We start from the raw sequence: 24,357 nt of genomic DNA, 5'->3' as shown, positions 1-24,357 counted from the left end.
TATCAAGATGACAAATCAAAAAGAAATTAATCAATGGAAAATAAAGAAAGCCTCTTTTTTTGCAGTCACGATTTCAGTGATATTATGCATATTAAAATTTTATATATACAAAACAACAGATTCATGTTCGTTGCATGCAAGCGCAACAGATTCTTTAATGGACTCAGGTATTTCATTAATCAATTTATTCGCTGTTTATGTATTATCTTTTAAAAACAAAAAAATAGCACCATTTGGGTTCGACAAAGTGGCTATTTTAATAACGACGTTCCAATGTTTTGTGATATCATTTCTTGCTTTTGAAATTTTACATGAAAGCTTTGAAAAATTGTTATGTCAACATCATGAAATTCATAACTTTCAAAACATATTTTTTGTTGCTGTAATATCTTTTTTGTTAAGCTTTACGTTGGTTTTATATCAAAGAAAAGTGGTTAAAGAAACTAATTCATTAATAGTAAAAGCAGATATGATACACTATATATCAGATATTTATTCAAATTCATTTATATTTATAGGTTTTATTTTCATGAAATTATTTAACATAATGTGGATAGATGCCGCATTAGGGGTGATGGTAAGTTTTTACTTGATAAAATCTGTTATAGGATTATTTAAAGTTTCAATTTATTCGCTCTTAGACTTAAACTTTCAAAAAGAAAAAGAAGAAATTTGCAAGATAGTAAAAGAAAGTGGCTATGAAATAAAAGATGAAAATATAAATGTTATGTTTTCAGGGCAAATTTTTCAAATCAACATAAAAGTAGAGCCCAATTTTATTGATAATGTTAATGCATTAAAAGAAAAAATAACAACTGCCTTAAAATTAAAAGATCATAAACATTCAAGTTCATGCAACCATGATAATGAATCAATTGGTCAAAATTCAAATTTTAAAATAAAAATAGAATTAGTATAAAAGAAACAATCATTATCTTGTTTTTTATAAGAAATAATGGTACTTTCACAGTATGTCTATATTTTTAAGATCATTATGTTTTTTATTAAATCTTTTTACTTTTTTTAATATTTGCTTTGCTTTAGAAGTAATTATTAGCATGTTGTTAGCATTATTAGTTTATTTACAAAAAAATTCAGAAGAATTCAGTACTCAAACAAAATTGTCAGCACCATCAAGCAGATCTGATTTTAGAATCAAATCCACTTATTTTTTAGTTGTTTTATTTATAATTAACACGTGTATACTCAATATTCTATACCAAAGAGAATATAAAAACTATATTGTAACAGATCAAAAAAAATACTAAATTAATTTTAATGGAAAACTCAAAAAATAATCAAAGCTTAAAAACTATTTTTGTAACAGGGGGAGTGGTTTCTTCTTTAGGAAAAGGAATTTGTGCTTCGATCATTTCAGGTTTGTTATCAGCAAGAGGATTCACAACAAAATTAAAAAAAATAGATCCATATTTAAACGTTGATCCAGGAACATTAAGTCCGTTAGAACATGGAGAAGTGTTTGTAACAGAAGATGGAATGGAAGCAGATCTCGACTTAGGGCATTATGAAAGATTAGGTAACAGCAAAACTTCAAAAAACGATTATATAACAGCAGGGTCAATATATCAAAAAATTTTAACAAAAGAAAGAAAAGGTTTATACGAAGGCAAAACGGTTCAAGTAGTTCCCCATTTCACAACAGAATTAAAAAAAGCAATTTTTAAAGGTACAGAAGGCTACGATTTTTTAATTTGCGAAATAGGAGGAACAGTTGGAGATATAGAAAACATAGCAATTTTGGAAACAATTCGTCAAATTAAAGCCCAAGAAAACAATGTTATATCAGCCCACGTGGCATTAATGCCATATTTAAGCAAAGCAGGTGAGTGGAAAACGAAACCAATTCAACATTCAATAAGAGATTTATTAAGCTATGGAATTCAAACAGATATTCTACTATGCAGAATGGAAAATGAAAACAAAGAAAATTGGAAAGAAAAATTATCATTATTATCTAACATAAAAAAAGAAAATATCTTCAAAGCCTTAGATGCAAAATCAATTTATCATGCAATGTTAGCGTATGAAGAAGAATCAATTTGCGAACGAGTATTGCAGATTTTCAACTTAGAAAAAAGGGAAAAAGACTTAACTTTTTTAACAAATTATGTAAACACAATAGAAAAAGATCTCCCAAAAATCGATATAGCAATAGTAGGTAAATATGTGCAATGCAAAGATGCCTATAAATCAGTTGAAGAAGCTTTATATCATGCAGCAATAGCAAATAATATACACGCAAATTTACACATAATAAACGCAGAAGAACTCAAGGAAGAAGATCTAAAAAATATGCATGGAATTTTCATTCCAGGAGGATTTGGAAAAAGAGCAATAGATGGAAAAATAAAAGCAATAGCATATGCAAAAAACAACAACATTCCACTTTTAGGCATGTGTTTAGGGATGCAATTATCAATAATAGAAGCGTTAAAATCAATTTTTCCAGAAGCAGATTCAACAGAATTCACGCCAAACACACCAGATCCAGTTGTTTTTAAGTTGTCTGAATGGAAAAAAGAAGATAAAACAATAACCTTAGGTGAAAATTTAGGTGGAACAATGCGATTAGGCTCCTATAAAAGCACATTAGTTGAAAACACTTTAACAAAATCCTTATATAATTCGGAATTTTTAATCGAAAGACATAGGCACAGATACGTATTTAACAATAAATATAAAGATTTTTTAGAAAAGGTAGGATTAACAATAAGTGCATATACAAGTGATAATTTAGTTGAAGCAGTTGAAAGAAAGGATTGTGATTTTTTCATAACAGGACAATTTCATGCAGAGTTTAATTCAACAATAAAAAAACCAAATTCATTATTTTTAGGATTTTTGAAAGCAATTAAAAACAGACTATGATTCATCATATTTTAACATCATTTAGAGTTATAATTTCACCATTTATGATGTATTTTTTATACAAAAAACATATGAAAATGAGCATTTTTTTATCAATTTTTGCTATTTTTTGTGATGTTTTTGATGGTTTTTTAGCAAGAGTTTATAAAAAAGAATCTAATTTTGGAGCAGTTTTTGATGTTTTTGCAGATAAACTTTTTTTATATCTGTCAACTTTTGGTTTACTATTAAACACTTTTAGCAACAAAATATTTATTGTTTTGAGTCTTTGGTTTTTCAGGGATATTTGTCTGTTAGCACTTTTTTTAACGAGAAAAAACAAATTTAACTCATTAAAAATAGGAAAAATTCACACAGCACTTCAATTTATTTTCATATTAACTTTATCTTTTCTTCAAACTAATAATTATATTCTACTAAGTGCTTTTTTTGTATTGTTTTTTATTACAGGTATATTTTCAGTAATATTTTATATAAAATTATTTTTTAGGAATGAATGAAATTTTAATAGAGGAACAAAAGAAATTACCAGAAAAACCTGGAGTTTACGTGTTTTTAGGAAAAAAAGAAAAAGTCCTTTATATTGGCAAAGCAAAAAATTTAAAAAAACGAACAAAATACTATTTTAAATTAGATAATTTGTCTAATAGGTTTTTGCAGATGATAAATGAAGCAATCGAGTTAAAATTTTACATTACAGAAAATGAAAACGAGGCTTTTTTATTGGAAGCTCAACTTATCAAAGAGAAACAGCCTCAATATAATATTCAATATAAAAACGGTAGGTCTTTCACTTATATAACTTTTTCAAAACATGAATATCCAAAAATTTTAATCAAGAAAAAATGGGAAAAAGATGCAATAGGACCCTTTTTATCGTATTATAATATTCAGCAAATTATTCAAGAACTTTTAACAATTTTTCAGGTGCGCACTTGTTCAGACTTTTCTTTTAAAAGAAGAAAAAGACCGTGTTTAGAGTACTTTTCCAAAAAATGCAGTGCCCCTTGTGTTCAGTTAATTTCATCTGAAGAATACAATAAAAAAGTTCAACAAATGAAAGATTTATTTAATGGCAAAAACAAAGAAATATTAAAAACATTAACCAAAGAACTTTCTGATCATATTATTAATGAAAAATTTGAATTAGCCGCTAAATTGCGTGACAATATTAATTTGTTAATCAAAATTAAAGAAAAACAAGGAATTTTTTTTGATAATATTAAACAACTAGATATTGTTTTGTTTTATCAAAATATTTTTTACATAGAGTCTATTAAAAATGGAGCTATTGTTAATATTGAATACCGAAAATATGAGCCAAATATTGAGAAAAAAGATGTTTTATTTACGTATTATTTGGATGAGCCTAAGCATAAAATTATTGGAAAAGAACCTTTGTTTTTTTTTAAATACACAAATAAATTAAGCGATAAAGAAATGAAAATAGTGAATTTTGCTCAAGATAGATTTAATAATTTGATTTCAGAAGAAAATGAAGCTTTTTGTTGGAAAAACATTTTGAAGCTAGAGAAGCTGAATACGGTTGAGGCTTATGATTGTTCTCATTATAATGGTAAATTTGCTCTTTGTGGTAGGGTGAAATTTAATATTTATGGAGAAATCTTAAAAAATGAATATAAAGTTTGGAGATACAATCAAAATTCATTTAATGACCTTGAAATTTTAGAATTTGGGTTAAAAAAAAGGAGTGAAGAGGATGATTTTCCTGATTTAATTTTAATTGATGGTGGGAAAACTCAATTAGAAATCGCCAAAAAGGCTTTGTTTCCTTTTTCTAAAATTATCGCCTATGCAAAAGGCGAAAACAGAAGGGGTGGAATTTTATACGATTATAATTGCAAAGTTTTAGATATTAACAACGAAAATTTGTTAAAATTTTTTGAAAAACTCAGACAAGCGGCTCACAATTGGGCGAAAAAAAACGCTATGTATCGATTTTCTAGTAAGTATTAGTTTTTTTCAATGAAGGCTACGCTATATTTGTATTTTCATCATGGTTTTTTTCCTTTTTTAAGAAAAGAACAAAGTCTTCGCCTTGCATAGAATCAATTTTTGTTTCAAAATCTTCTTTTTTATTTAAAATATAATCAATATAAATTAAAGCGTTATTCTTCATAATAAAAGATTTATTTAAACACTCATGGATCAATTGTTTGTTTGACATTAAAGCATTTTATCTTCATTTTTACCAACAATTTCTTATGTTGCATATTTTCTAATACCCAAATAGTAAAGGTTAATGATTCACGGGAATTTTAACATCATCTCTAATTACAACATAAATGCAAGGCTTAAATTTTTTCAATAAAAAGCTTAAAATTTCTTGTGTATGATCCGTGTTCTATAAGGCCAAGTTGCATATTCTGTAAATCTAGAGTCTTGATAATCTACAAAAGCTTTGGACTCTCCAGAAGAAATCACTAGCATGCGATTTTCTCCTGAGCTATTTTCTGAAGATTCAGGGCTTAAAAAGACCAACGTTAAAAAAAGAATGATAAATATTTCATATATATACAATACCCAAAACAGTATAAAAAACACAGATCCGAATTTAAATCAATTTGATATTAAATTAAAATTAACGCTTTTTTCTTAACATTTCATTTATGAAAAAAAGAAAGACCTTATTTATAGCTTTTTTATCAATACTATCAATAAAAGCAAAAACTGATAAACAGCCTTTTGGATTTAATCTTCATGGAAATATGTATATACCCCTTGATGATGATGCCTTAGAATTTGTGGTTGGTGGACAAGTTGCAAGTGGATCTTATCTTTCTGATATCATTGCTTCATTTGCTGGAGGAATTCGTTTTTATGATGAAGATATTTCCGCTTCTGCAATTCTTTCTCTTCCTTTATTAGGAAACAAATTAGAAGGCTCTGCTCAAGAATATTTAAGACATATTTGCTTATCTTTGCATGTTGTTTGGGAGTTGGCTGATATACCAAATTTAATGGTGGGAGTTCAAGCTAACATAGCTTTATCTGGAATAAGCTTTGGAGTTATTGTGTCTAAAAAAATCAACAGATATGAAATAGGTGGTTCTTTATATTATATTAAAGAACTTGAATTTTGGAAAAATAAAGAAAATAATAGCTCCACTAAAAGTAATTCTAGCACCACAACTATTATAAATAATAGTTCAAATACAACAGATGATGGTAGAAAGGGTTTTAGTTACATCAACGAAGAAGTAAATAATTTTTTTGAAACTTTTGTTCCAGATGACGTAGATGAAAATTCTTATAAAAAAGCGTTTAATTTACTTTCGGAATTTGTTTATGATTCTGGAACATTAGATACTCCAGAAGATATATCAGCTTTGTTATCGTCAAACCAAGAAACAAATGAAGAATCTGATACGGACACAACCTTAGGTTTAGATGAATCTTTGCATGAAACTTTTGAAAATGATTTAAATAAAAATTATCCTCTGATGATAAGATATTTGTTTTTGAAAGATGAATTTCTAAAAGAATTAGAAGAAAATAATTTAGATGAAATTTACATCTCATCGCCAAAAATATTTGATTTAAAGTTGGCTGTTTGTGCCTGTGAAAATGTTTTTGAATCTGATTCTAAAGATTGGTTTAAGTTGTTAGAAGATTTAAATTTAATGAATTTGCCAAAAAACAGAATTAATCGAAACCTTAAAGCTCTTATTGTAAACAAAATTGAAAATTTACATTGCTTTAAAGGACTTGAAAAAAAGATTATTGCAATTGTCAATAATGATATTTATTTTCAAACAAAATTAGACGATATAATGTATAAAGATGATTTCTTCATGGGAATTTATCCAGAATGCAGAAAACAAGTTTTGCAAGATTATATTGAGAACAGGAGTAATCAACAAAAAACAGTTGAAGATTGCTTTACAAGCGATTTAACCGTTGATACTTTGAAAAATTCTCATCCTGATTTATTTGAAGTGGATGATATTTGTAATTTTAAAAACAATAAAAAACATCAATTTAAACCATTTGTATATTGGAAAAATTTCATAGAATCTTTGAGAAAATTTTCAGAAGAAGAAAGTGAAGATCAGAATGGTTTGTCAGATGAAGATGATAACAATTTGTCAAACGAGCCTGAAAATGATATAAGGCAAGAACAAAACGATATAAGAGTCGGGTTAGATCCAAAAAATTTGGAATCAGAAGATGAAGATGCGCAAGCAACGATATCTCCAGAAGCAACCACAGAAGCTGCTGTAGGAGAAGATTCAACTACGCCAGAGGGTGAAGAAGTACAAACAGAGGAAGCGCAAGCAACGGTATCTTCAGAACCAAACACAGAAGCGGCTTTATTAGAAGATGAAGCCACGCCAGAAGGTGAGCAAGTACAAGCAGAGGAAGCACAAGCAACGGTATCTCCAGAACCAACCAAAGAAGCGGCTATAGGAGAAGATTCAACTACTCCAGAGGGTGAGGAAGCACAGTCAGAGGAGGCTCAAAACAAACCAAAGAAAAAAAACAAACCTTTTAAAAAAGATAAAATAAAAGAATGGATTATTGAAAATAATTCAATAAACTCAATAAACATAGAAGAGGCAAAAGAATCTTTAAAAAAAGATTTTGACGAATCAATTTTCAATCTTTTATCTCAGCAATACTTAACAGAGGTTAAAGAAATAATTAAAGCCATACTTAATGGACAGGAAAAAGAAATCAAATCTAGTTTTTTTACTGAAAAAGAACTTAAATCTTTAAAAGAACACATAAAATCTGATCTAGAGTCTTTAAAAAATGGAAACGTTGCATACGCATTAGCTTGCAGAGAATTAAACGATTTTATAAAAAGAAAACAGAATTCGGATTATAGTTGTTTTTTTAAAAAAGCATTGTTCCAGTTAGAAGATGATGGTTTGTTGAAGAATCAGAAAATAGAAGAAAAAATTATTATACAAAACTTTGATCCAGAAAAATCTTTACCAAAAAACTCAGAATATATTTATGAAAAAATTCAAGAAGAAAAATTTTATCACGTATATTCAGAAGAAAATATTTTGACTATTCTAAAAAATTTGGGGCCGAAAATAGACTATGAATCTGTGAATAAAGAAATACAAAAAATGCAAGGTGATTTAAAAGAGTACGATGAGCAAATTAAAGGCATTGAAGAATCAGAGCAAACAGAAGAATCAAAAGGACGTTTGCAAAAATTGAAAAAAAATCAAAAAAAAGAACTAAGTGCTATTTCTGAGTTTTTATCTGAATTAGAAGATTTAAATGAAGAATTATTAAAAAAATCAGAAAACACAAAACAACAACAAGAACAACAAGTTAATCTTGCTGATTTTGCAAATGAGCTTAAAAAGATATGCTCACAAGTACAAGCGCCAACAAAGTTACATACTTCATCACAAAAAGAATGGGCTAGAGATATGGCAAATGCATTAAGATCTATACACACTAATTTAAATGGATTTGCAGAAGCATTAAGATCAATTCAGATAGATTCTTCTGAGACTACCGCTGAAGAGGATACTCCTTATGTCGATTTAAATCAAATGGCAAAAGACCTTTCTGGAATTTCATCTCAAGATCAAGAAAAGCAAAGTAAAAAAACAGAAGAACAACACAATCACACTTTATCAAAAATGCATAAAGAACTTAAAAGTATCTCTGTTTCTATCAAAACAACTGAAATGCCAAAATTAACTGTTGGCAATCTATATAAAGATAGTTTTAATGCTTTTATGAAAAAAATATGTAATGAAGAAAAAAATTGTGTATCTGGCTTTAAAGAAAGTCTTAAAAAAAACAATGATGATTATTCTTTAAAAGTACTGAAACAAATTAATGAAAAAAGAAAAATTGATGAAGTCTTATTAGAATGCAAAAAACTTCAATTTGAAACAAATAACTCACAACAGGAATCAACTATAAATCAATTAATAGATTTATTAAATAAAGATCAAAAAAAAGGCCTTCCAAGTATAAACGAAAAATTTGAGTCCGCTATAAAGATGCTTTCTTTTTATGATGTTTTTGCTTTATGGTCTTTTTGCGATCAAGAATTTTTGAACTTAATAAAACAAGCTCTAAAAAGTAAAACAGTTAAAGTAAAAAAAGTTGGATCAAAAGAATTTTTTGAACTACAACACCTAGATACTAAAAATTTCTATAATATAACATGTAAAATAAAACTTTTAGAACAAATTGTTGAAGCGTGTCAAATTTTAATATCTAAAAAACAAAAAAACCCTGTAAAAACGCTAACTTGTTTTTACAAACTAAACATTGAAAGCAAAAAATTAATAATGAAAAAACTAATGCTTAAACAACAAGGAACAGATAGTCAAGATGATTTAGCGGTTATAAACAATGATCTAAAGGAAACAAGGTTACCTCTTAATAAAACTCATAACGCAACAAACATTACAAAAGAGGCTTCTGAAATAGGAGATCAAGAAAAAATAACAAAAAACACAACACAAAATCCTGAAGAAGCTAAAAAAAACGGAACCATAAAAGTTTATCCAGTGGAAAAAAACTATAAAAATAAGAAACAAAAAAATACATAAACATTTTATGTTTAATTAAAAAATTTTCAATAGGATTTATTAATATGCCAAAAATTTTACTCATAATCTTTACTTTGTCTTCTAATAAAAATACAAATTATGATATTGGATTTTTTTCTCATATAAAAAATAACGATATTGCTTTTATTACTAATTTAAATTACGAAATAAACACGGGCCTATATGCTCAAATTGGAGTTAAAATTTATGCAAGAGATTTCATAGTGGAAGTGGGATGTTCTACTAATAAACTTTTAAATTTAAAGTTAGAAATTGATTTTTTAAAAAAAGTTTCTTTTTATATTCAAGCAAAAATTTCTCATAAAACAACAATACTAGGAATCGGTCTAAGTTTTATTGAAAATATAAATAAAAATTTTTCAATAGGTTTTTTATTAGAGGGCAATATTATAGTTCAGGATGAAAAATATGAAAGTAAAACAATAAATCAAAATTTAAATATTAATAATTTAAGAACTAATGAAATACCTCAAGCAAGCATTAAAGAAGATGAACTAAATAAAATTGAAAAAATAAAGATGTATAACTTTAATGAATTAACAAGCAAATTAAACGAAACCGAAAAAAAAGATAAAAAAAAATTGTTTTATTTCTTTTTTCACTTTTTTGTTGAAAATATTAAAGAATTAATTAAAAAAAATTTTAAAGAAAAAGAAAAAGTTGAAAATATTTATATAGAACTATTTAAAATTTTTCACTCTTTTACAAATGAACTACCAGAATATATAAAAACATTATCAAATCAAGAAAACAGTAACGAAGAGCAAAATGAAAATTTTTATAGTTTTATTGAAAGCTTAAACTTAAATTTAACATCAAAAAATAAAACTGAAGATTTAATTAGCAATTTTAATTTTGTATTTAAAAATTTAAAAAATTTAAAAGAAGAAAAATATATATTTACAATTGATAAAATTTTAGATTCACTTAACAGTAAAATTGGACTTTATCATGTTGATTACTATAATAATTTTAATGGTGATAATTTCTTTTTTTCTTTTCCTAACATTGAATCTTCAGATGAGTTTGAGGTGACTCCTGATTTAAAAAATTTTCATCCAATTTTTTCAACAAACGAATATAGCCAAAAAAATAGTATGTTTGAAACCATCAAGGATAAAGAATATAAAAATGCAAAATATAAAAAAATAGATGAAAATTTTAATTTTAATTTAATCATAAAAAAAACATTGTTTGAATTTTTTCCAGATATTAATTTAATTTATACTTATCAAAATATTTGTCATACCATGTTGGTTTTAGAAACAAAAAATGAGTATAAAATATTAGACACAAACAAAATTAACGTCAATGAAATTTTTAAAACGCAAAATAAATATACGATTAATTTTCTTACTGGTTCAAACTGTGTTGTGCATTCACTTTTTTTTGCAATTTTAATCAAATACTATAAAAACACAGCAAGAGCTCTACAAGTGGCTTTAGCTTTAGATAACATGTTGGAAACTGATTTTATTTTTGTCAAAGATGTTGTTTTAACTTTATTTGAAAATAAAAAAATAAAAGAGGAAAGTCAAAATAAAATTGATACAAAAATAATGATTTTAAAACAAAACCAAAATAAAATTCACACTCAAACAAGTAAGTCTTTTTCTAATTTTTTAAGAGAAATATTAGTTGAAAAAAATTTAGCAAACTTTAAAAAAGATAATTTTGCAAGGCTAAAAGAACGATTAAAAGTAATACTTGAAAAAAATGAAAAATATTTAATATATGCATTAATTCATTTAATATATAAAAACCCAAGCAAAGAAGATCAAATTATTCAAGTTTTTGAACTTATAAAAAATTTTATGAAAAATGAAGAGGCTATCAAAGAAAACGATCTAAATAATGATTATTTTATAAACACACTTTTGGTCTTAGAGTCGATATACACTAATGATGACGAAAGAATAAAAGAGATAATCTCTAATATGAAAAATTTTATATTAAGGAATGAAAATTTAAAAAGCACTAAAATTAGAGCTTTACTTTCTAATTTTTGTGTTTAATATAATAAATAAATGAAAATTTTTTTATTTCTTATATTTTTTTTAAAAGCTGAATATCGTGTTAGGCCAGAATTATCCTTAGGAAAATATTTTTATGATTCTTTTTTCGGTGTTTCATTGGGTTTAGTAGATGATATAGAAATAGGCTCATATACCAATTTTAAAATAGAAGGATTTGCACAATATGAATTAAAAAACAATAAAAAAATTATAATTAGATCAGGAATACAATTAGAACTAGGAACAAAAAACAGTATTGGATTAAAATTCAAAGTAATTCATAAAATAGTTGAACTATTCATAATGATAAAAATGAATAATCAAAGAAGTTTCTGTCAATTCGGATTTGGTTTTGTGAAAAAATTTCATGAAGATTATTTTTATGAAATTTCTTTAGGATTTCAAAAAGAAGAAAGAAATAAAGTTATAAACAAAAAAGAATACATTTTAAACATAAAAAAAATTGATGAAAAAAATTTTAAAAAACAAATTATTCATAAATTCATATGGAATAATCAGTCTTTTTTAGAAGAAAATCTTACTCCTGAAAAATTAGACTTTTTGTTATCTCAATATATAAAAACTTTTAATCCTATTTTTAATAAAGCAACAGAAACAAATTTAAATAGAATTTTAGATGATGTTTTTTTTGAACAAAAAAAACTTTTTAATTCTTTTTTTAAAAAAATAGACGTTGAATCATTAAACAAGAATGCAATTACTTTTTTAAACAAAAACATTTTTGACTTTGATTACGACAACGAAACTAAAAAAGAATTTAAAACTTCTTTAAAAGATTATTTTCAAAATAATGGAATTTGCAATGATCTTATAAATAGAGCAATTTCTTATCAAAAAAAAACATCCAATATCTTTTTATTAAAACCAATTCATGAAAATAAAATCAATTTTGTTGAAATTTACGAAAAATATTTAGGGAAAGTGTTAATTTCATCTTATGCAATTTTACAAAATCAAATTGGTCACATTATAACTAATCAATTTTACAACAATAAAAAAAGAACCGTAGACATACAAACAATTAAAAACTCTATTATTATTAATATTGAAAAAGATATTTTACCAGTTGGAATTGGTAACAATTGCGTAATGTATTCCTATTATATTTCAATTTTTTCTTTGTTAAAAGGAGATTTAGAAAAAAGTAAAAAAATATTCTTATACCTTTATAATGATCAAACAAACCTAAGCCTTATTAACGAAAAGCTCATAAATTGTAATCCAATAAAAAATAAAAGATTCGCTGAATATTTGTATAAAATGTTGTTTGATAATAGCATAAATAAAACAATTGAAAAACTAAACGCAAAAATAAACAAAATTGAATCTGATCAATGCATACATAATCAAAGAGAATCAGAACCTCAAGCAACGAAAGAACCAGTTTCAGGCCAAGATGAATTAGCTACAGCTGAAAACTTAAATAGCCAGCAACAAGCTTTAGCAGCGGCACGAGAGGCATTAATTGCAGATGAAACTTTAATGATAGTTCATAAATCAAATAGAGAAGCCTCAAATAGAGCACAAATTTTAAAACAAGAGTCATTAATTGCAGATGAAAACTTAAAAAGAAAACAAATTTTAGAACAAGAAGCATTAATTGTAGACGAAACCTCAAAAAGAAAACAAGCTTTAGAAGCAGAACGAGAAAAATCAATAAAGATAAAAGCATTAACGACAAGAGAATTTGTGTTCTTTAGTCATTTATGCCCACACAAAGAAACGCCAATTACATCAGAATATTTTATTGCTAATTATAATTCGTTACAGCCTTTTAATTGTTTAAATGAAAAAATAACATACGACTATAATAGTAATAACACCGAGTTAGTAAATGATCACATGGATTCCGTATTACGTGAAATAAGAAAAAGAAAAATAAATACTAAGCTTCATATAATGTATTGTTTACGAGCTAACATTGAAAATTATCAAGAATTGATAGAAAAATATCCAATAATTGAAGAATTAGTTCAAGATCTTGTTGTGAAAAATGATCAAGAGTTATTTATTCCAATTTTAAAACCAGGTCATTTTTTTGCTTTTTATATATACAGAGAAAACAATGAAACTAGAATAATAACCCTAAATTCAATTGGAATACAAGAAGACTCTACTTCCTGCGGATTTATAGTTCTTCTTTGTGCAAAATTAGCATCAGAAAATTTGTTAAAAACAATATGTGAAGAACAAGATCCAATTCAACATATAAGTAATATAACAATACACGAGAATAAAACGTTTGGCCAATCTGCTAGAGATTCTATACTAGAATCGTTAACAGAGTGGGGAATATACGATCCTAAATAATTAAAAACAAACATTCTAAGCCTCGTAAATATATTAATTTTTTATATAAAAACTAAAGATTTCCATACCTCAACAAATTGTTTTAAATCTTCAATACTAGTATCCCAACTAAATGAAACTCTAATTCCATTTTTGCTTGGCAAATCAAAATTACTTAAAATTTTTGGCGCATTCAAAGTTCCAGATGAGCAAGCACTTCCATATGCAATAATAATATTTTTTAGGTCCATAATAGAAAAAACTTCAGTTCCAGATAATCCATAAGTTAACAAACAATGAATATTATCGACAAAATCAAAGGCACCATCAACAAAATTAGAAAAAAAATATTTTTTATCTATATTACTTTTTAAATAATCAGATAAAATTTTATCATTGAAAAACCTGTTAGGAATCTCTTCAACAGCAGCAGCAAAACCAGAAATTAATGGAACAGCTTCAGTGCTACTTCTTACACCAAACTCTTGTCCTCCTCCATATAAAATCGGAGATAGCACAGATTTTGAAATAATTGCAGCAACTCCAACTGGACCACCAATCTTATGAGAGCTCAAAGTCATATAATCACAACCAAGATAATCAAAATTAATATTTTTAGCCTGAGATGCGTCTATATGGACTTTAGATCCAAATTTTTTAATAAAATCAACCAACTCTTTAGTTGCTAAAATAATCCCAGATTCATTATTCACCAAAGAAATACTAATTAAATATTTTTTGTCTTTTATTTTTTGCTCAATCAATTCAAAATTCAAATCAATAACACCTTCAACTTTAGGGTGATTATAAACAGAAGGATGTTCAAATTTGCTAATCAAAATAGGCAAATCACAAGAGTTGAAAATATGATTATTAGATTCGCTAGCAGAACTTGTAAAAATTAACTCCGCATTGTTTTTAACATTTAAACACTTTTTAATTGTTTCTCGACATTCTTTTAACTTGTAACTCATATTTTTACCAGCTTGACTTAAACTAGAAGGATTGGCCCAAGCATCAAAAGATTTAAGCATAGCAATTTTAGCCTTAGGATGTAATTTTTCGCTAGAAGCAGCATCAAGAAATATCATGAATTAAATTATATCATTATTAAACAATATATTTAATAATTAAAATTATATAAATTATGAATAATTGTTATTCTATAATTAGAAAAGTTGATAAAAAAAAGTTAATTTTTATATGTTTTTTACACTTTTGGTTTATATGTATTTAATAAATGCAAAATGTGAGATTTTTTATTTTTTTACAGTTGTTTTTACAATTGTTTTTAAAAGCGGATATTACCCTTAGAGAAATTTTAGGACGTGAAGAAGAATATGTTAGAGAAGTATCTCCAGGAGGAGATATATCAAGAATTAATGATTATAAAATTGAGGATTGGCTAAAAATATTGCTAGCCGCAAGATATTATTATGTAGATAAAGAAATAAATGATTACAATAACAAAGCAGATTTACAAAATAAGTTATCTAAACCAATTCTTATAACAAATTGCGAATATGAAGATCAAATAAAAGAATATATTCCAGATTATAATTTGAGTAATTTTTGTATTTTTATTGTTAAAAATGATTCTAATCAATTTAAAAAAAGCGGAAATTGCTCTTATAAAGCAGTCACAAGCTTTGAATCTTTTGTAGAAACATCTCCTATAAACCGGTTAAATAAAGAGCCAAGCGAAATTTTAAAAGAATTTGAATTAATTAAATGGGCCAAAAAGTCTCTTTTTTTAAAAGATTGTTTAAAAAATTCGTACTGAAAAGAATTAGATGAAGGTATAGAACAAATAACTTTGAATTTTATAGCTAATCAATATGTGCAAACAGCAAAAGATCTGCCGAACGAAATAGGAGTCTTTCAAGGTACTTTAAAAGAACAAGCAAAAAGATTATCGGGAGATCTATACGCTTTAGATAGTTCAAAAGATTTCAATGGTATCTCAGACGCACCTGACCCAGTGATTGTAGCATTTGCATTCGTAGGATTTATTTTGGCATTAGTCGTGGTCTTTGTACTTTTTATTTATTGTCTAATGGAAATATTCGGCGATCCGAACGTTACTCCTCCTAAAGAAACCACAACTAAAAAAGATTATTATTATTATAATAATCAAAGTCACAGTTTAAATAAAAATCATGGCCTAGCAAATTGTTTCATTTTAATTTTTAAATGCTACAGTTATCTTTAAAAGAAATTCAAAACAATCAAAAAAACGCTAAAAATAGTCATTATTTCTAATAAAAGCCATTTTTAAAAAAATTTTTTTAATGTACCATTAAGAATGATTAAATATTTTGATTATGCAGCAACAACGCCTTGCCATGAAGATGTCATAAAAGAAATGAACAAATATTGGAATGAAAATTTTGGAAATCCAGATTCAAGAAGTCATGAATATGGTTGGAAAGCAGAAGAAGCAGTTGAAAATGCAAAAAAAATTATAGCAACCGCACTAAAAGTTGAGGCATCTGAAATATATTTTACATCAGGAGCCACAGAAGCAAATAACTTGGCAATCAAGGGCTTTGTAAATGGAATTTCATATAATAATAAGAAAATCGCCTGTTTAGTAACTGAACATAAATGTTTAATAGAAACTTTAAGAGATTTAAACAAAACACAGCAAATTCCAATAGATTTCATACCAGTAAACAGCGATGGTCTAATAAATTGGGAGTATTTTTTAAACAATATAAAAGAATATTCTTTAGTTTCAATAGGGTATGTTAATAATGAAACTGGGGTAAAACAAGATATATCACAAATAGCTAAAATATGCCGTGAAAACAACGTGAAAATACACACAGATTGTGCACAAGCATTTGGAAAAATAGATATAAATGCTAGGGAAGTGGATTTATTAAGTATTTCAGGACATAAAATTTATGGACCAAAAGGCATAGGAGTCTTGTTTATTTCAAAAAAACCAAGAGTAAGAATAAAAGCAATGATGAGCGGAGGTGGACAACAAAACAACATAAGATCAGGAACTATTCCAACGCCATTATGTGTCGGAATGGCAAAAGCAACTGAAATTTGTTTATCAAAAATGAACAAAAACACATCGAAATTTAACGATTTTCAATCGTTTTTGATAGAAAATTTAACAAAAAACGATGCTTTTATTTCAATAAATGGCTCATTAGAGCATAAAATTCCCCATATTTTAAACCTTAATATTCCATATATAGAAGGGGAAAGTTTGATTATGAGACTAAAAAACTTCGCACTATCATCAGGATCAGCGTGTACATCAAAATCATTAGAACCATCATACGTAATATCAGCAATGCACCCAGAAGAGCGAGAGTTAGCACATTCTTCTCTAAGAATTTCATTTGGAATATACACAACTTTTGACGATGTTAAAGAATTATTAACTGCACTGCAAAAACACATAAAAGAGCTAAGAGAATTAAGCCCATTATGGCATATGAAGAAAAAGAATATCGATTTACAATCAATCAAATGGAAAAAATGATTCTTTTTAACATAAAATATGATATGCATAAATAATGAATAAATGGAAAATTTTTGTTATTTTTTTATTAAACAAAACAAATGCGCCTGAGCCTGAAAAAATTACACCTATGGCGGACAAAAAAGATATTGAAAGATTAGAAAGAATGATTAAATCAACAGAAGATTTAAATTCTATTTCTGCAAAAGACCTTGTGCAACATTGTCTTAATTTAAGAAGTATTTTTCCTTCAAATCAATATTCAAATGAAGACCTTTGGTTTTATTGCGATGATTGCCGAAAACAAACAAAAGTTATTGGCGCCACTTATTTTGATGACGATATTACTTTAAGTCTGCGGAAGAACAGCGTTATGGCATCGCAATTTAGAAATTTTAGAAATATTAGAATATAAAAAAGAATCGGATCTTATTATAACAAAAGTAAAGCCTTGGGCTATAGCTAATATAATGAAGAAAACAAAGTTCCTTGGTATAGTCCAATTAGGTATTTGCGTTGCTACACATTCTTACTCCTAAATAAAAATTAATAAAAACATATTGTAAAAACAAAAAAATTAAACTAGGATGTTATCATGAATATGAAAAATAATTTAAAACTTAGCTTGTTATCTTTGGCTTTTATAAATTTGAATGCAGAAGATTTTGGAAAAGAAAATGTTATAAAAAAAGCTCAAGAAGCTTATGATAACTTGGGAGCTAAAAAAGCTTCAGAAGGTACATTTGATCAAGTAACTTGGATGGCATTAGCAAATTTGTTGGCAAAAGATTCTAATCTTTCAATAGAAGAAGGCGTTGCATCTAAGGCTGATTCTTTTGTTTGGGATAAAAGTAAGCATACAGTTTTTTTCTCTGGAAAAAAAGCTAATGATCAAAATGGAGTTATTGATTTAACCTCAAGTCATTGTGGATTTAAAGCAAGTGATTTTAAAACAAATACAAAGACTGCTTTAGATTCTATTAAGATTAAAAAATCAAACAAAAAATACTGGATTATAGGTGGAGTCGTTGCTTTAGTTGTTGTAGCTGGTGTTGGATATTATTTTTATAGCCAAAACCAAAGCGTAAGTATTAATTTATAAGTTTCTTAAGTCTACACGATAGCTCTAATAGTTCTTTTATTATATCATTGTTATTTTTTACCTCGACATCAAACCGAGATTCTAACTCTATCAACTTGTAAACCTTTATTTTTTTTAAAATTAAATAAAAAGAATTTTTTGTGTTGTTTAGTATATCAATTAACAAGACCATTGAATCAGTTGAAAATAAAATATTATCGCAATATGTTGAAGCAAAGTCACCTTCTTTCATTTTTAATATGTTTTGTTTGTGTTTATTATAATAATTCATCGTTTTTTTATAATGATTTTTGAATTTTTCTATACAACCTTCATAAACATCAAATTTTGATACAACTTGTTTTTGATATACAACTAATTTTTCTATGTTTATATGGAAATCTTTATAAATTTTTTTATCTTTATCCGCTAAAACTTTGTTTTTGTTTTTAAAAAACAGATCAACTCTTTTTAAATTTTTATTTTTTATTTCTTCAATTTTTTTTATCGTTTCATCTATACATTTTTTAGAATCAAACTTTGAGCTTAAATATAAATTTTTAGAAGTTGTCTTTTTTGAGTTAGTATTTTGTGCATATACATACATTTGATTGAAAAAAATTTTATCTATAGGTAAAGAAAAATTTTTAATATTATCCACAAAATTATCCAATATTAATTTGTTTTTATTTACAAAAGTTCTTAATTTTTCAGATGTTTGATCTAATTTATTTGAGTAATATTTGTATTTCTTATCTTTTTGATCATTCGCATATTTAGCTTTTAATAAAACATATCTTGCTTCATTTGTTACTAAATTTTTTAAATCAAAATATATATTGACTAAATCATCAGTTTTCATATGGGGGGTTTTACTATCATAAAAAGACTGAATCAAATTAGTTTTGCTATCTTCGTTTTTACTACTTAAAGTTTTTGCCATAAAACATGATTCTTCTTTTTTTAAACTCTTGTTGCAAATATCATAACTAGGCAGGGCCAAATTAGCCTTGTATTTCATTAAAAAAACAACGAGAAACCAATTTTTATTTTTACAAAGCCACATTTTCTTTCTTTCTTATGTGTAATTTTACTAAAAGGCAACTAAGAATTGATTACCAATATCTTAGCAAAATGATAATCTTCTGTTAGACTAAAATAGTGATTATTCAAAATCTTAACAAAATATACGGAAGCAGATATATTATAAAAAACTTCTCTTATTCTTTTCCTGAAAAGGAAATTTTAGCTCTTGTTGGAATAAATGGAGCAGGAAAAACCACTTTATTAAAGCTTATTTGCGGTCAAGAATCTTTTGAAGAGGGAACTATTATTTTACCAAAAGATAAAACCTTGGGGTACTTGCCTCAAGAGCCTAATTCTAATCCTGAAGAAACAATATTAAAAGAATGCTGTGCTGGAAATGTCAAACTTTTTCAAATGGAAAAGGACTTAGCTCAAGCTGAACACGATTTAGCTTTTAACTATTCTGAAGAAATTTTAGAAAATTTTGAACATTTAGAAGAATCTTTTAAAAAACTTGGTGGATATAGCCATGAAAATAATGCAAAAAACATGTTGTTATCTTTAGGTTTTGAAGAAAATCAACTTTCTCAGCATCCAGATGAATTATCCGGAGGGTGGAGAATGAGATTAGAGTTGGCTAGGTTATTAATAAAATCTCCTGATTATCTAATTTTAGATGAACCAACTAACCATTTAGATTTGCCGAGTATTGAATGGTTGGAGGATTATTTAAAAAAATTTAAAGGAACTATTTTATTTGTTTCCCATGATGAAACATTATTAAACAATTTACCAGATAGAATTTTGCACTTATCTGGTGGGTATATTAAAGAATACGTTGGTAATTATGAAGACTTCATCGAGCAAAAAGAAAGTGATGATGCAAACAAAGAGAAAATGACTAATAGTATTCAAAAAAAAGTTAAACAATTAACTAAGTTTGTTGATAGATTTAAAGCAAAAGCTTCTTTAGCTAAGCAGGCTCAAAATAAAATGAAAATGATTCAAAAATTAAATGAAGATATTGCTAATTTAGGCCCTAACATTATTCAACCAGAAGTTGATATAAAGATGTCTTGCAAAACAGAAAGCAGCAAAAGCGTTTTAAATTTTGATGGTGAAATTGGTTATGATAAACATCCTTTGCAAAAGTTTTCATTATTTGTTTATAGAGGACAAAAAATAGCTATTATTGGAGGTAATGGACTTGGTAAGTCAACCTTTATAAAAACTATTTTAGAAGAAATTCCTTTATTGTCTGGCTCTTTAAAGTTTGGTTCAAATGTTAATATAGGTTATTATGCTCAAGATCAAACTCAAAGTTTAGATCCTAATAAAAGTGTTTTTGAGAATATGCATATTGCTAACCCAGAATTTGCTGAACAACAATTAATGAGAGTACTTGGCTCTTTTTTGTTTAAAAGAGATGATATTCATAAGCCCATAAGAATTTTATCTGGAGGAGAAAAAAGCAGGCTTTGTTTAGCTTGTTTATTAGTTAGAGATCTTAATCTTTTAATTTTAGATGAACCTACAAACCATTTAGATATAATGAGCTGTCAGATTTTAGCCAATGCTGTTTCAAATTTCGCTGGAACTGTTATTTTTGTTAGCCACAATAGAAGTTTTATTGATTTAGCTTCTTCTCATTTGTTAACTTTTGAAAAAAACAATGTTTCTTTAATTGAAAAGACAACTGACTAGAATAGAAAACTTTAAATTTAACATAATATATATTATTAAACACAAATAAAAAAATTATAGTTCCTTTTTAAACTTTACTGAAGTTGAAAAATTTGAAACAATTAAAGTAAAAGGACCCTTGAAAAATGAAAAAAATTTCAAAATCAGCTTTAATATCTATTGTTTTTGGATCCCTAATATTATCTTCGATTATTTTCAATAATGAAAAAACAGTAGAACAAAAAATGTTTTCAGATTTAACTGGTGATATTAAAAATAGATCAATAAATAAAATTGAATTTTTTGATGAGCATGTTTATGTTTATGATAAAAAAAATAGATTATATAAAGTTATATTAGATTCAAATTCAAAAGCATTAATTGCAAATAACATTCCAGAAGAAGTTCAGGTTGAATATTTTAACACCCCTTTTTGGGTTATGTTTTGTAAGCATAATTTAATTGGCTTTTTGATTGTTCTTTTGTTGTTTTTTTCTATGATGTTTGGTGGCCTTCCTGGAATAAGAAGCAGAAATAAATTTAAATTATCCTTAGACCAAAAAACATTTTTTTCTGATATAGCAGGAAACGAAGAAGCTATTGATGAACTTAAAGAAGTTGTTGAGTTTTTAAAAAATCCACAAAAATTCACAAAAATAGGGGCAAAAATTCCCAAAGGAATTCTTTTATGTGGAGCTCCTGGAACCGGAAAAACTTTGTTAGCAAAAGCTGTTTCTTGCGAAGCTAAATGCTCTTTTTATTATGCTTCTGGATCTGAATTTGAGGAAGTTTATGTTGGAGTTGGTGCTAGTAGAATGAGAAGTTTGTTTGAAGAAGCTAAAAAAAATTCACCAAGCATCATATTTATAGATGAAATTGATACCATCGGCGTTAAAAGAAATAAAATTGGTTCTGTTGGAGACCAAACGCTTAACGAACTTTTAGCTCAATTAGATGGTTTTGAAACCAATAAGAGTGTTATTTTATTTGCTGCAACAAACAGACCCGAAGCTTTAGATGCTGCTTTACTAAGACCAGGAAGAATTGGGGATCGCATAATTAAAGTTGATCTTCCTTACTTAAAACAAAGAGAAGATATTTTAAGAGTCCATTTAAAAAATGTAAAAATAGATTCTTCTTTATTAGATGTAGACTCTTATAAAAAAACATCTGTGGAAGAAACAAATTCTGATAATAACGCCTCTAACATTATCAATTTAGAAAACGATGATACTACCCAAAATAAAATAACTCCAAACACACAAAAACTTGAAAATATTTCTACAATAGCAAAAATCACTTCTGGTTTTTCTGGTGCTGATTTAGCAAATGTTGTGAACGAAGCTGCTTTATTGGCTGGTAAAAATAACGAATCATTTATTACATTAAGTCATTTAAAAAAATCAGTTGAAAAAGTTAGTATGGGATCAGAAAAAAAGAACATAAACATATCAGAAGAAGATAAAAAAAGAACAGCCTTTCATGAATCTGGTCACGCAATTATTGCTAAAATTTTTGATGAAAACAAATCTATTCATATTATTACTATTTTACCTAGAGGTTTTGCTTTAGGCTACGTATACAGAACTAATACAGAAGAAAAAGATAAGGTTTCTGAAACAAAAAATGAAATGCTAAACAACATTAAAATATGTTTTGGAGGTTATGTTGCTGAACAATTATTAAACGGAAAAAATCAAGTTACCTCTGGCCCAAGCAATGATTTAGAACAAGCAAATAAAATTGCAAAAAACATGATTTATAAATTTGGTATGGGAGAAAGTTTTTTAACATATAACCTAGAAAAAGAACAAGTCGCACCAACTTCATTATCAAGAATTGATACAGAAGTTGATAACATTTTAAAATCTTCTTACAATGAGGTTTATAAAATTTTAGATGAAAAAAAAGATATATTAAATAAATTAGCAACTCTTTTACTAGAAAAAGAGGTTCTTTATGCAAATGAAATTGAAGATTTTTTTCAAGAAAACCGTTTATAATTTAACTTTGAGCTTTTTATAAAAGATACAACTTATTCATAAAATCATATATAATTTTTTTATGTTAGATAAAAAATTTTTGCTCAATTATAGAGATTTATATGAAGAAAACATGAAAAAAAGATGTTTAAAACCAGATTATGAAACATTTGAATCTTTAAATTCACAACATAAAAAAATTACAACACAAATACAATCTCTTAGAGCTTCTCAAAATAAAAACACAAAGTTTTCCGAAGAAGCAAAAAAAAATAAAGAAGAGCTTATTAGACTAACTAATTCTGAAAAAAAGTTAAACTTAGCAATAACTAAATGGTTATATGAACAGCCTAATATTTTATTAAATGAAGTTCCTTTTGGAAAAGATGAGACAGAAAATAAAGTTGTGTTTTCAACAGAAATTCCTCAAAAAAAATCTATTCCACATTATGATTTAATTGATAACTTAATCTTAAAAGAAGAATCTGCAAATTTATCTGGCTCTAGATTTTTAATTTTAAAAAAAGATTTATCAAACTTAAAAAGAGCTTTGGTTTCATTTTTATTAGATCACAATCAAGAAAATGGATATGATCCTTATGACTTACCATATATTGTGAACTCTGAAATACTTTATTCAACAGGACAGCTTCCAAAATTTGCAGAGGATGCTTTTCAATTAACAAATGAACAATGGTTAATTTCAACTGGAGAAATTCCCTTGGTTAATCTTTTTTACAATAAAATTTTATCTGAAGATGAGCTTCCAAAATTATGCACAACTTTTTCTCCGTGCTTTAGAAGTGAAGCTGGTTCTGCTAGTCGAGATACCAAAGGATTAATTCGATTACATCAATTTCATAAAGTAGAACTAGTTTCAATCTGTAAACCAGAAGATGCTGAATATTATCATCAGAAACAATTAGAAACAGCAAAGTCCGCACTTAACAAATTAGGATTACCTTATCAAATCGTTATAATTTGTTCTGGAGACACTGGATTTACTGCAGCTAAGCAATATGATATTGAAGTTTGGTTACCTGGTAGTAATAGATTTTTAGAAATAGCAAGTTGCAGTCAATGTGGATCGTTTCAAGCAATTCGTGGAAATATAAAATATAAAGATAAAAATGGAAAAAACACACACGTTCACACGCTAAATGGTTCTTGTTTGCCGTTAGAAAGACTGTTAGCTGCTATAATTGAAAATTTTTATGATGAAAAAAACAACTCAATTGTAGTGCCAGATGTTTTAAATAAATATTTTAATAAAAATATAATTTTGTTATAAACTTTAGGAGGCCTTAAT

Annotated in this window: 19 protein-coding genes; 16 read left to right on the top strand and 3 right to left on the bottom strand. The window is 26.5% G+C overall.

Annotated features, from left to right (window positions below; translation table 11 throughout):
- Positions 1 to 7: 7 nt before the first annotated feature.
- The 5 genes from AAHM83_RS02665 to AAHM83_RS02645 are packed head-to-tail and all read left to right on the top strand — an operon-like array spanning position 8 to position 4,866.
- A complete protein-coding gene (locus AAHM83_RS02665; protein ID WP_342261948.1) occupies positions 8 to 919 on the top strand; it encodes a cation diffusion facilitator family transporter in 912 nt (303 codons plus the stop codon).
- Positions 920 to 971: 52 nt separating this feature from the next.
- Positions 972 to 1,268 carry a hypothetical protein gene (locus AAHM83_RS02660; RefSeq protein WP_342261947.1) on the top strand — a complete coding sequence of 99 codons (297 nt, stop codon included), beginning with the start codon at positions 972 to 974 and terminating at the stop codon, positions 1,266 to 1,268.
- Between the two features lie 10 nt (positions 1,269 to 1,278).
- Entirely contained in the window at positions 1,279 to 2,889 is a 1,611-nt protein-coding gene (locus tag AAHM83_RS02655; protein WP_342261946.1) for a CTP synthase, read from the top strand.
- A complete protein-coding gene (locus AAHM83_RS02650) occupies positions 2,886 to 3,389 on the top strand; it encodes a CDP-alcohol phosphatidyltransferase family protein (RefSeq protein WP_342261945.1) in 504 nt (167 codons plus the stop codon). The genes AAHM83_RS02655 and AAHM83_RS02650 overlap by 4 nt, the downstream gene beginning before the upstream one ends.
- Positions 3,382 to 4,866, top strand: coding sequence for a GIY-YIG nuclease family protein (locus AAHM83_RS02645; RefSeq protein WP_342261944.1), 1,485 nt, complete (start codon positions 3,382 to 3,384; stop codon positions 4,864 to 4,866). Before AAHM83_RS02650 ends, AAHM83_RS02645 begins: the two co-directional genes overlap by 8 nt.
- A gap of 16 nt (positions 4,867 to 4,882) precedes the next feature.
- On the opposite strand, the gene AAHM83_RS02640 is transcribed toward AAHM83_RS02645, so the two are convergent.
- Entirely contained in the window at positions 4,883 to 5,029 is a 147-nt protein-coding gene (locus AAHM83_RS02640) for a hypothetical protein (protein WP_342261943.1), read from the bottom strand.
- A gap of 490 nt (positions 5,030 to 5,519) precedes the next feature.
- Between AAHM83_RS02640 and AAHM83_RS02635 the strand changes: the two genes are divergently transcribed.
- Genes AAHM83_RS02635 through AAHM83_RS02625 form a run of 3 tightly spaced genes read left to right on the top strand, consistent with a single transcriptional unit; the run spans position 5,520 to position 13,813 of the window.
- Positions 5,520 to 9,446 carry a hypothetical protein gene (locus AAHM83_RS02635; protein ID WP_342261942.1) on the top strand — a complete coding sequence of 1,309 codons (3,927 nt, stop codon included), beginning with the start codon at positions 5,520 to 5,522 and terminating at the stop codon, positions 9,444 to 9,446.
- A gap of 44 nt (positions 9,447 to 9,490) precedes the next feature.
- The gene (locus AAHM83_RS02630) at positions 9,491 to 11,482 is read left to right on the top strand and encodes a hypothetical protein (protein ID WP_342261941.1); all 1,992 of its coding nucleotides are present in this window, start codon (positions 9,491 to 9,493) and stop codon (positions 11,480 to 11,482) included.
- A gap of 12 nt (positions 11,483 to 11,494) precedes the next feature.
- On the top strand, positions 11,495 to 13,813 hold the full coding sequence (locus AAHM83_RS02625) for a hypothetical protein (protein WP_342261940.1): 2,319 nt from the start codon (positions 11,495 to 11,497) through the stop codon (positions 13,811 to 13,813).
- A gap of 41 nt (positions 13,814 to 13,854) precedes the next feature.
- Here the strand turns inward: AAHM83_RS02625 and AAHM83_RS02620 are convergent, their stop codons facing one another.
- Positions 13,855 to 14,883: a cysteine desulfurase family protein gene (locus tag AAHM83_RS02620; protein ID WP_342261939.1), complete on the bottom strand. Its 1,029-nt coding sequence runs from the start codon at positions 14,881 to 14,883 to the stop codon at positions 13,855 to 13,857.
- Positions 14,884 to 15,032: 149 nt separating this feature from the next.
- Between AAHM83_RS02620 and AAHM83_RS02615 the strand changes: the two genes are divergently transcribed.
- The 5 genes from AAHM83_RS02615 to AAHM83_RS02595 all read left to right on the top strand — a co-directional run bounded on the left by AAHM83_RS02615 (position 15,033) and on the right by AAHM83_RS02595 (position 18,378).
- Positions 15,033 to 15,575 carry a hypothetical protein gene (locus tag AAHM83_RS02615; protein WP_342261938.1) on the top strand — a complete coding sequence of 181 codons (543 nt, stop codon included), beginning with the start codon at positions 15,033 to 15,035 and terminating at the stop codon, positions 15,573 to 15,575.
- Positions 15,576 to 15,632: 57 nt separating this feature from the next.
- Positions 15,633 to 16,004 (top strand): hypothetical protein, encoded by a 372-nt coding sequence (locus AAHM83_RS02610; RefSeq protein ID WP_342261937.1) that lies wholly within the window; start codon positions 15,633 to 15,635, stop codon positions 16,002 to 16,004.
- 93 nt (positions 16,005 to 16,097) lie between these two features.
- Entirely contained in the window at positions 16,098 to 17,297 is a 1,200-nt protein-coding gene (locus AAHM83_RS02605) for a cysteine desulfurase family protein (protein WP_342261936.1), read from the top strand.
- 34 nt (positions 17,298 to 17,331) lie between these two features.
- Entirely contained in the window at positions 17,332 to 17,691 is a 360-nt protein-coding gene (locus AAHM83_RS02600) for a hypothetical protein (protein ID WP_342261935.1), read from the top strand.
- A gap of 186 nt (positions 17,692 to 17,877) precedes the next feature.
- Complete coding sequence (locus AAHM83_RS02595; RefSeq protein WP_342261934.1) at positions 17,878 to 18,378, top strand: hypothetical protein; 501 nt, start codon at positions 17,878 to 17,880, stop codon at positions 18,376 to 18,378.
- Here the strand turns inward: AAHM83_RS02595 and AAHM83_RS02590 are convergent.
- A complete protein-coding gene (locus AAHM83_RS02590; RefSeq protein WP_342261933.1) occupies positions 18,368 to 19,378 on the bottom strand; it encodes a hypothetical protein in 1,011 nt (336 codons plus the stop codon). The genes AAHM83_RS02595 and AAHM83_RS02590 overlap by 11 nt on opposite strands.
- 140 nt (positions 19,379 to 19,518) lie before the next feature.
- On the opposite strand from AAHM83_RS02590, the gene AAHM83_RS02585 reads away from it, so the two are divergent.
- From AAHM83_RS02585 to serS, 3 genes are all read left to right on the top strand, one after another.
- On the top strand, positions 19,519 to 21,087 hold the full coding sequence (locus AAHM83_RS02585) for an ABC-F family ATP-binding cassette domain-containing protein (RefSeq protein WP_342261932.1): 1,569 nt from the start codon (positions 19,519 to 19,521) through the stop codon (positions 21,085 to 21,087).
- Between the two features lie 125 nt (positions 21,088 to 21,212).
- Positions 21,213 to 23,069, top strand: a complete 1,857-nt coding sequence (locus AAHM83_RS02580; RefSeq protein ID WP_342261931.1) for an ATP-dependent metallopeptidase FtsH/Yme1/Tma family protein — start codon at positions 21,213 to 21,215, stop codon at positions 23,067 to 23,069.
- Positions 23,070 to 23,130: 61 nt separating this feature from the next.
- Entirely contained in the window at positions 23,131 to 24,339 is a 1,209-nt protein-coding gene (gene serS, locus AAHM83_RS02575) for a serine--tRNA ligase (RefSeq protein WP_342261930.1), read from the top strand.
- The last annotated feature ends 18 nt before the right edge of the window (positions 24,340 to 24,357 follow it).

It is taken from the genome of Alphaproteobacteria bacterium endosymbiont of Tiliacea citrago, from assembly GCF_964031065.1.
Taxonomy (GTDB): Bacteria; Pseudomonadota; Alphaproteobacteria; order CAJXXZ01; family DAHXLG01.
Note: the sequence above shows the minus strand (reverse complement) of the source record. Positions and strands in the feature narration are given on the sequence as shown.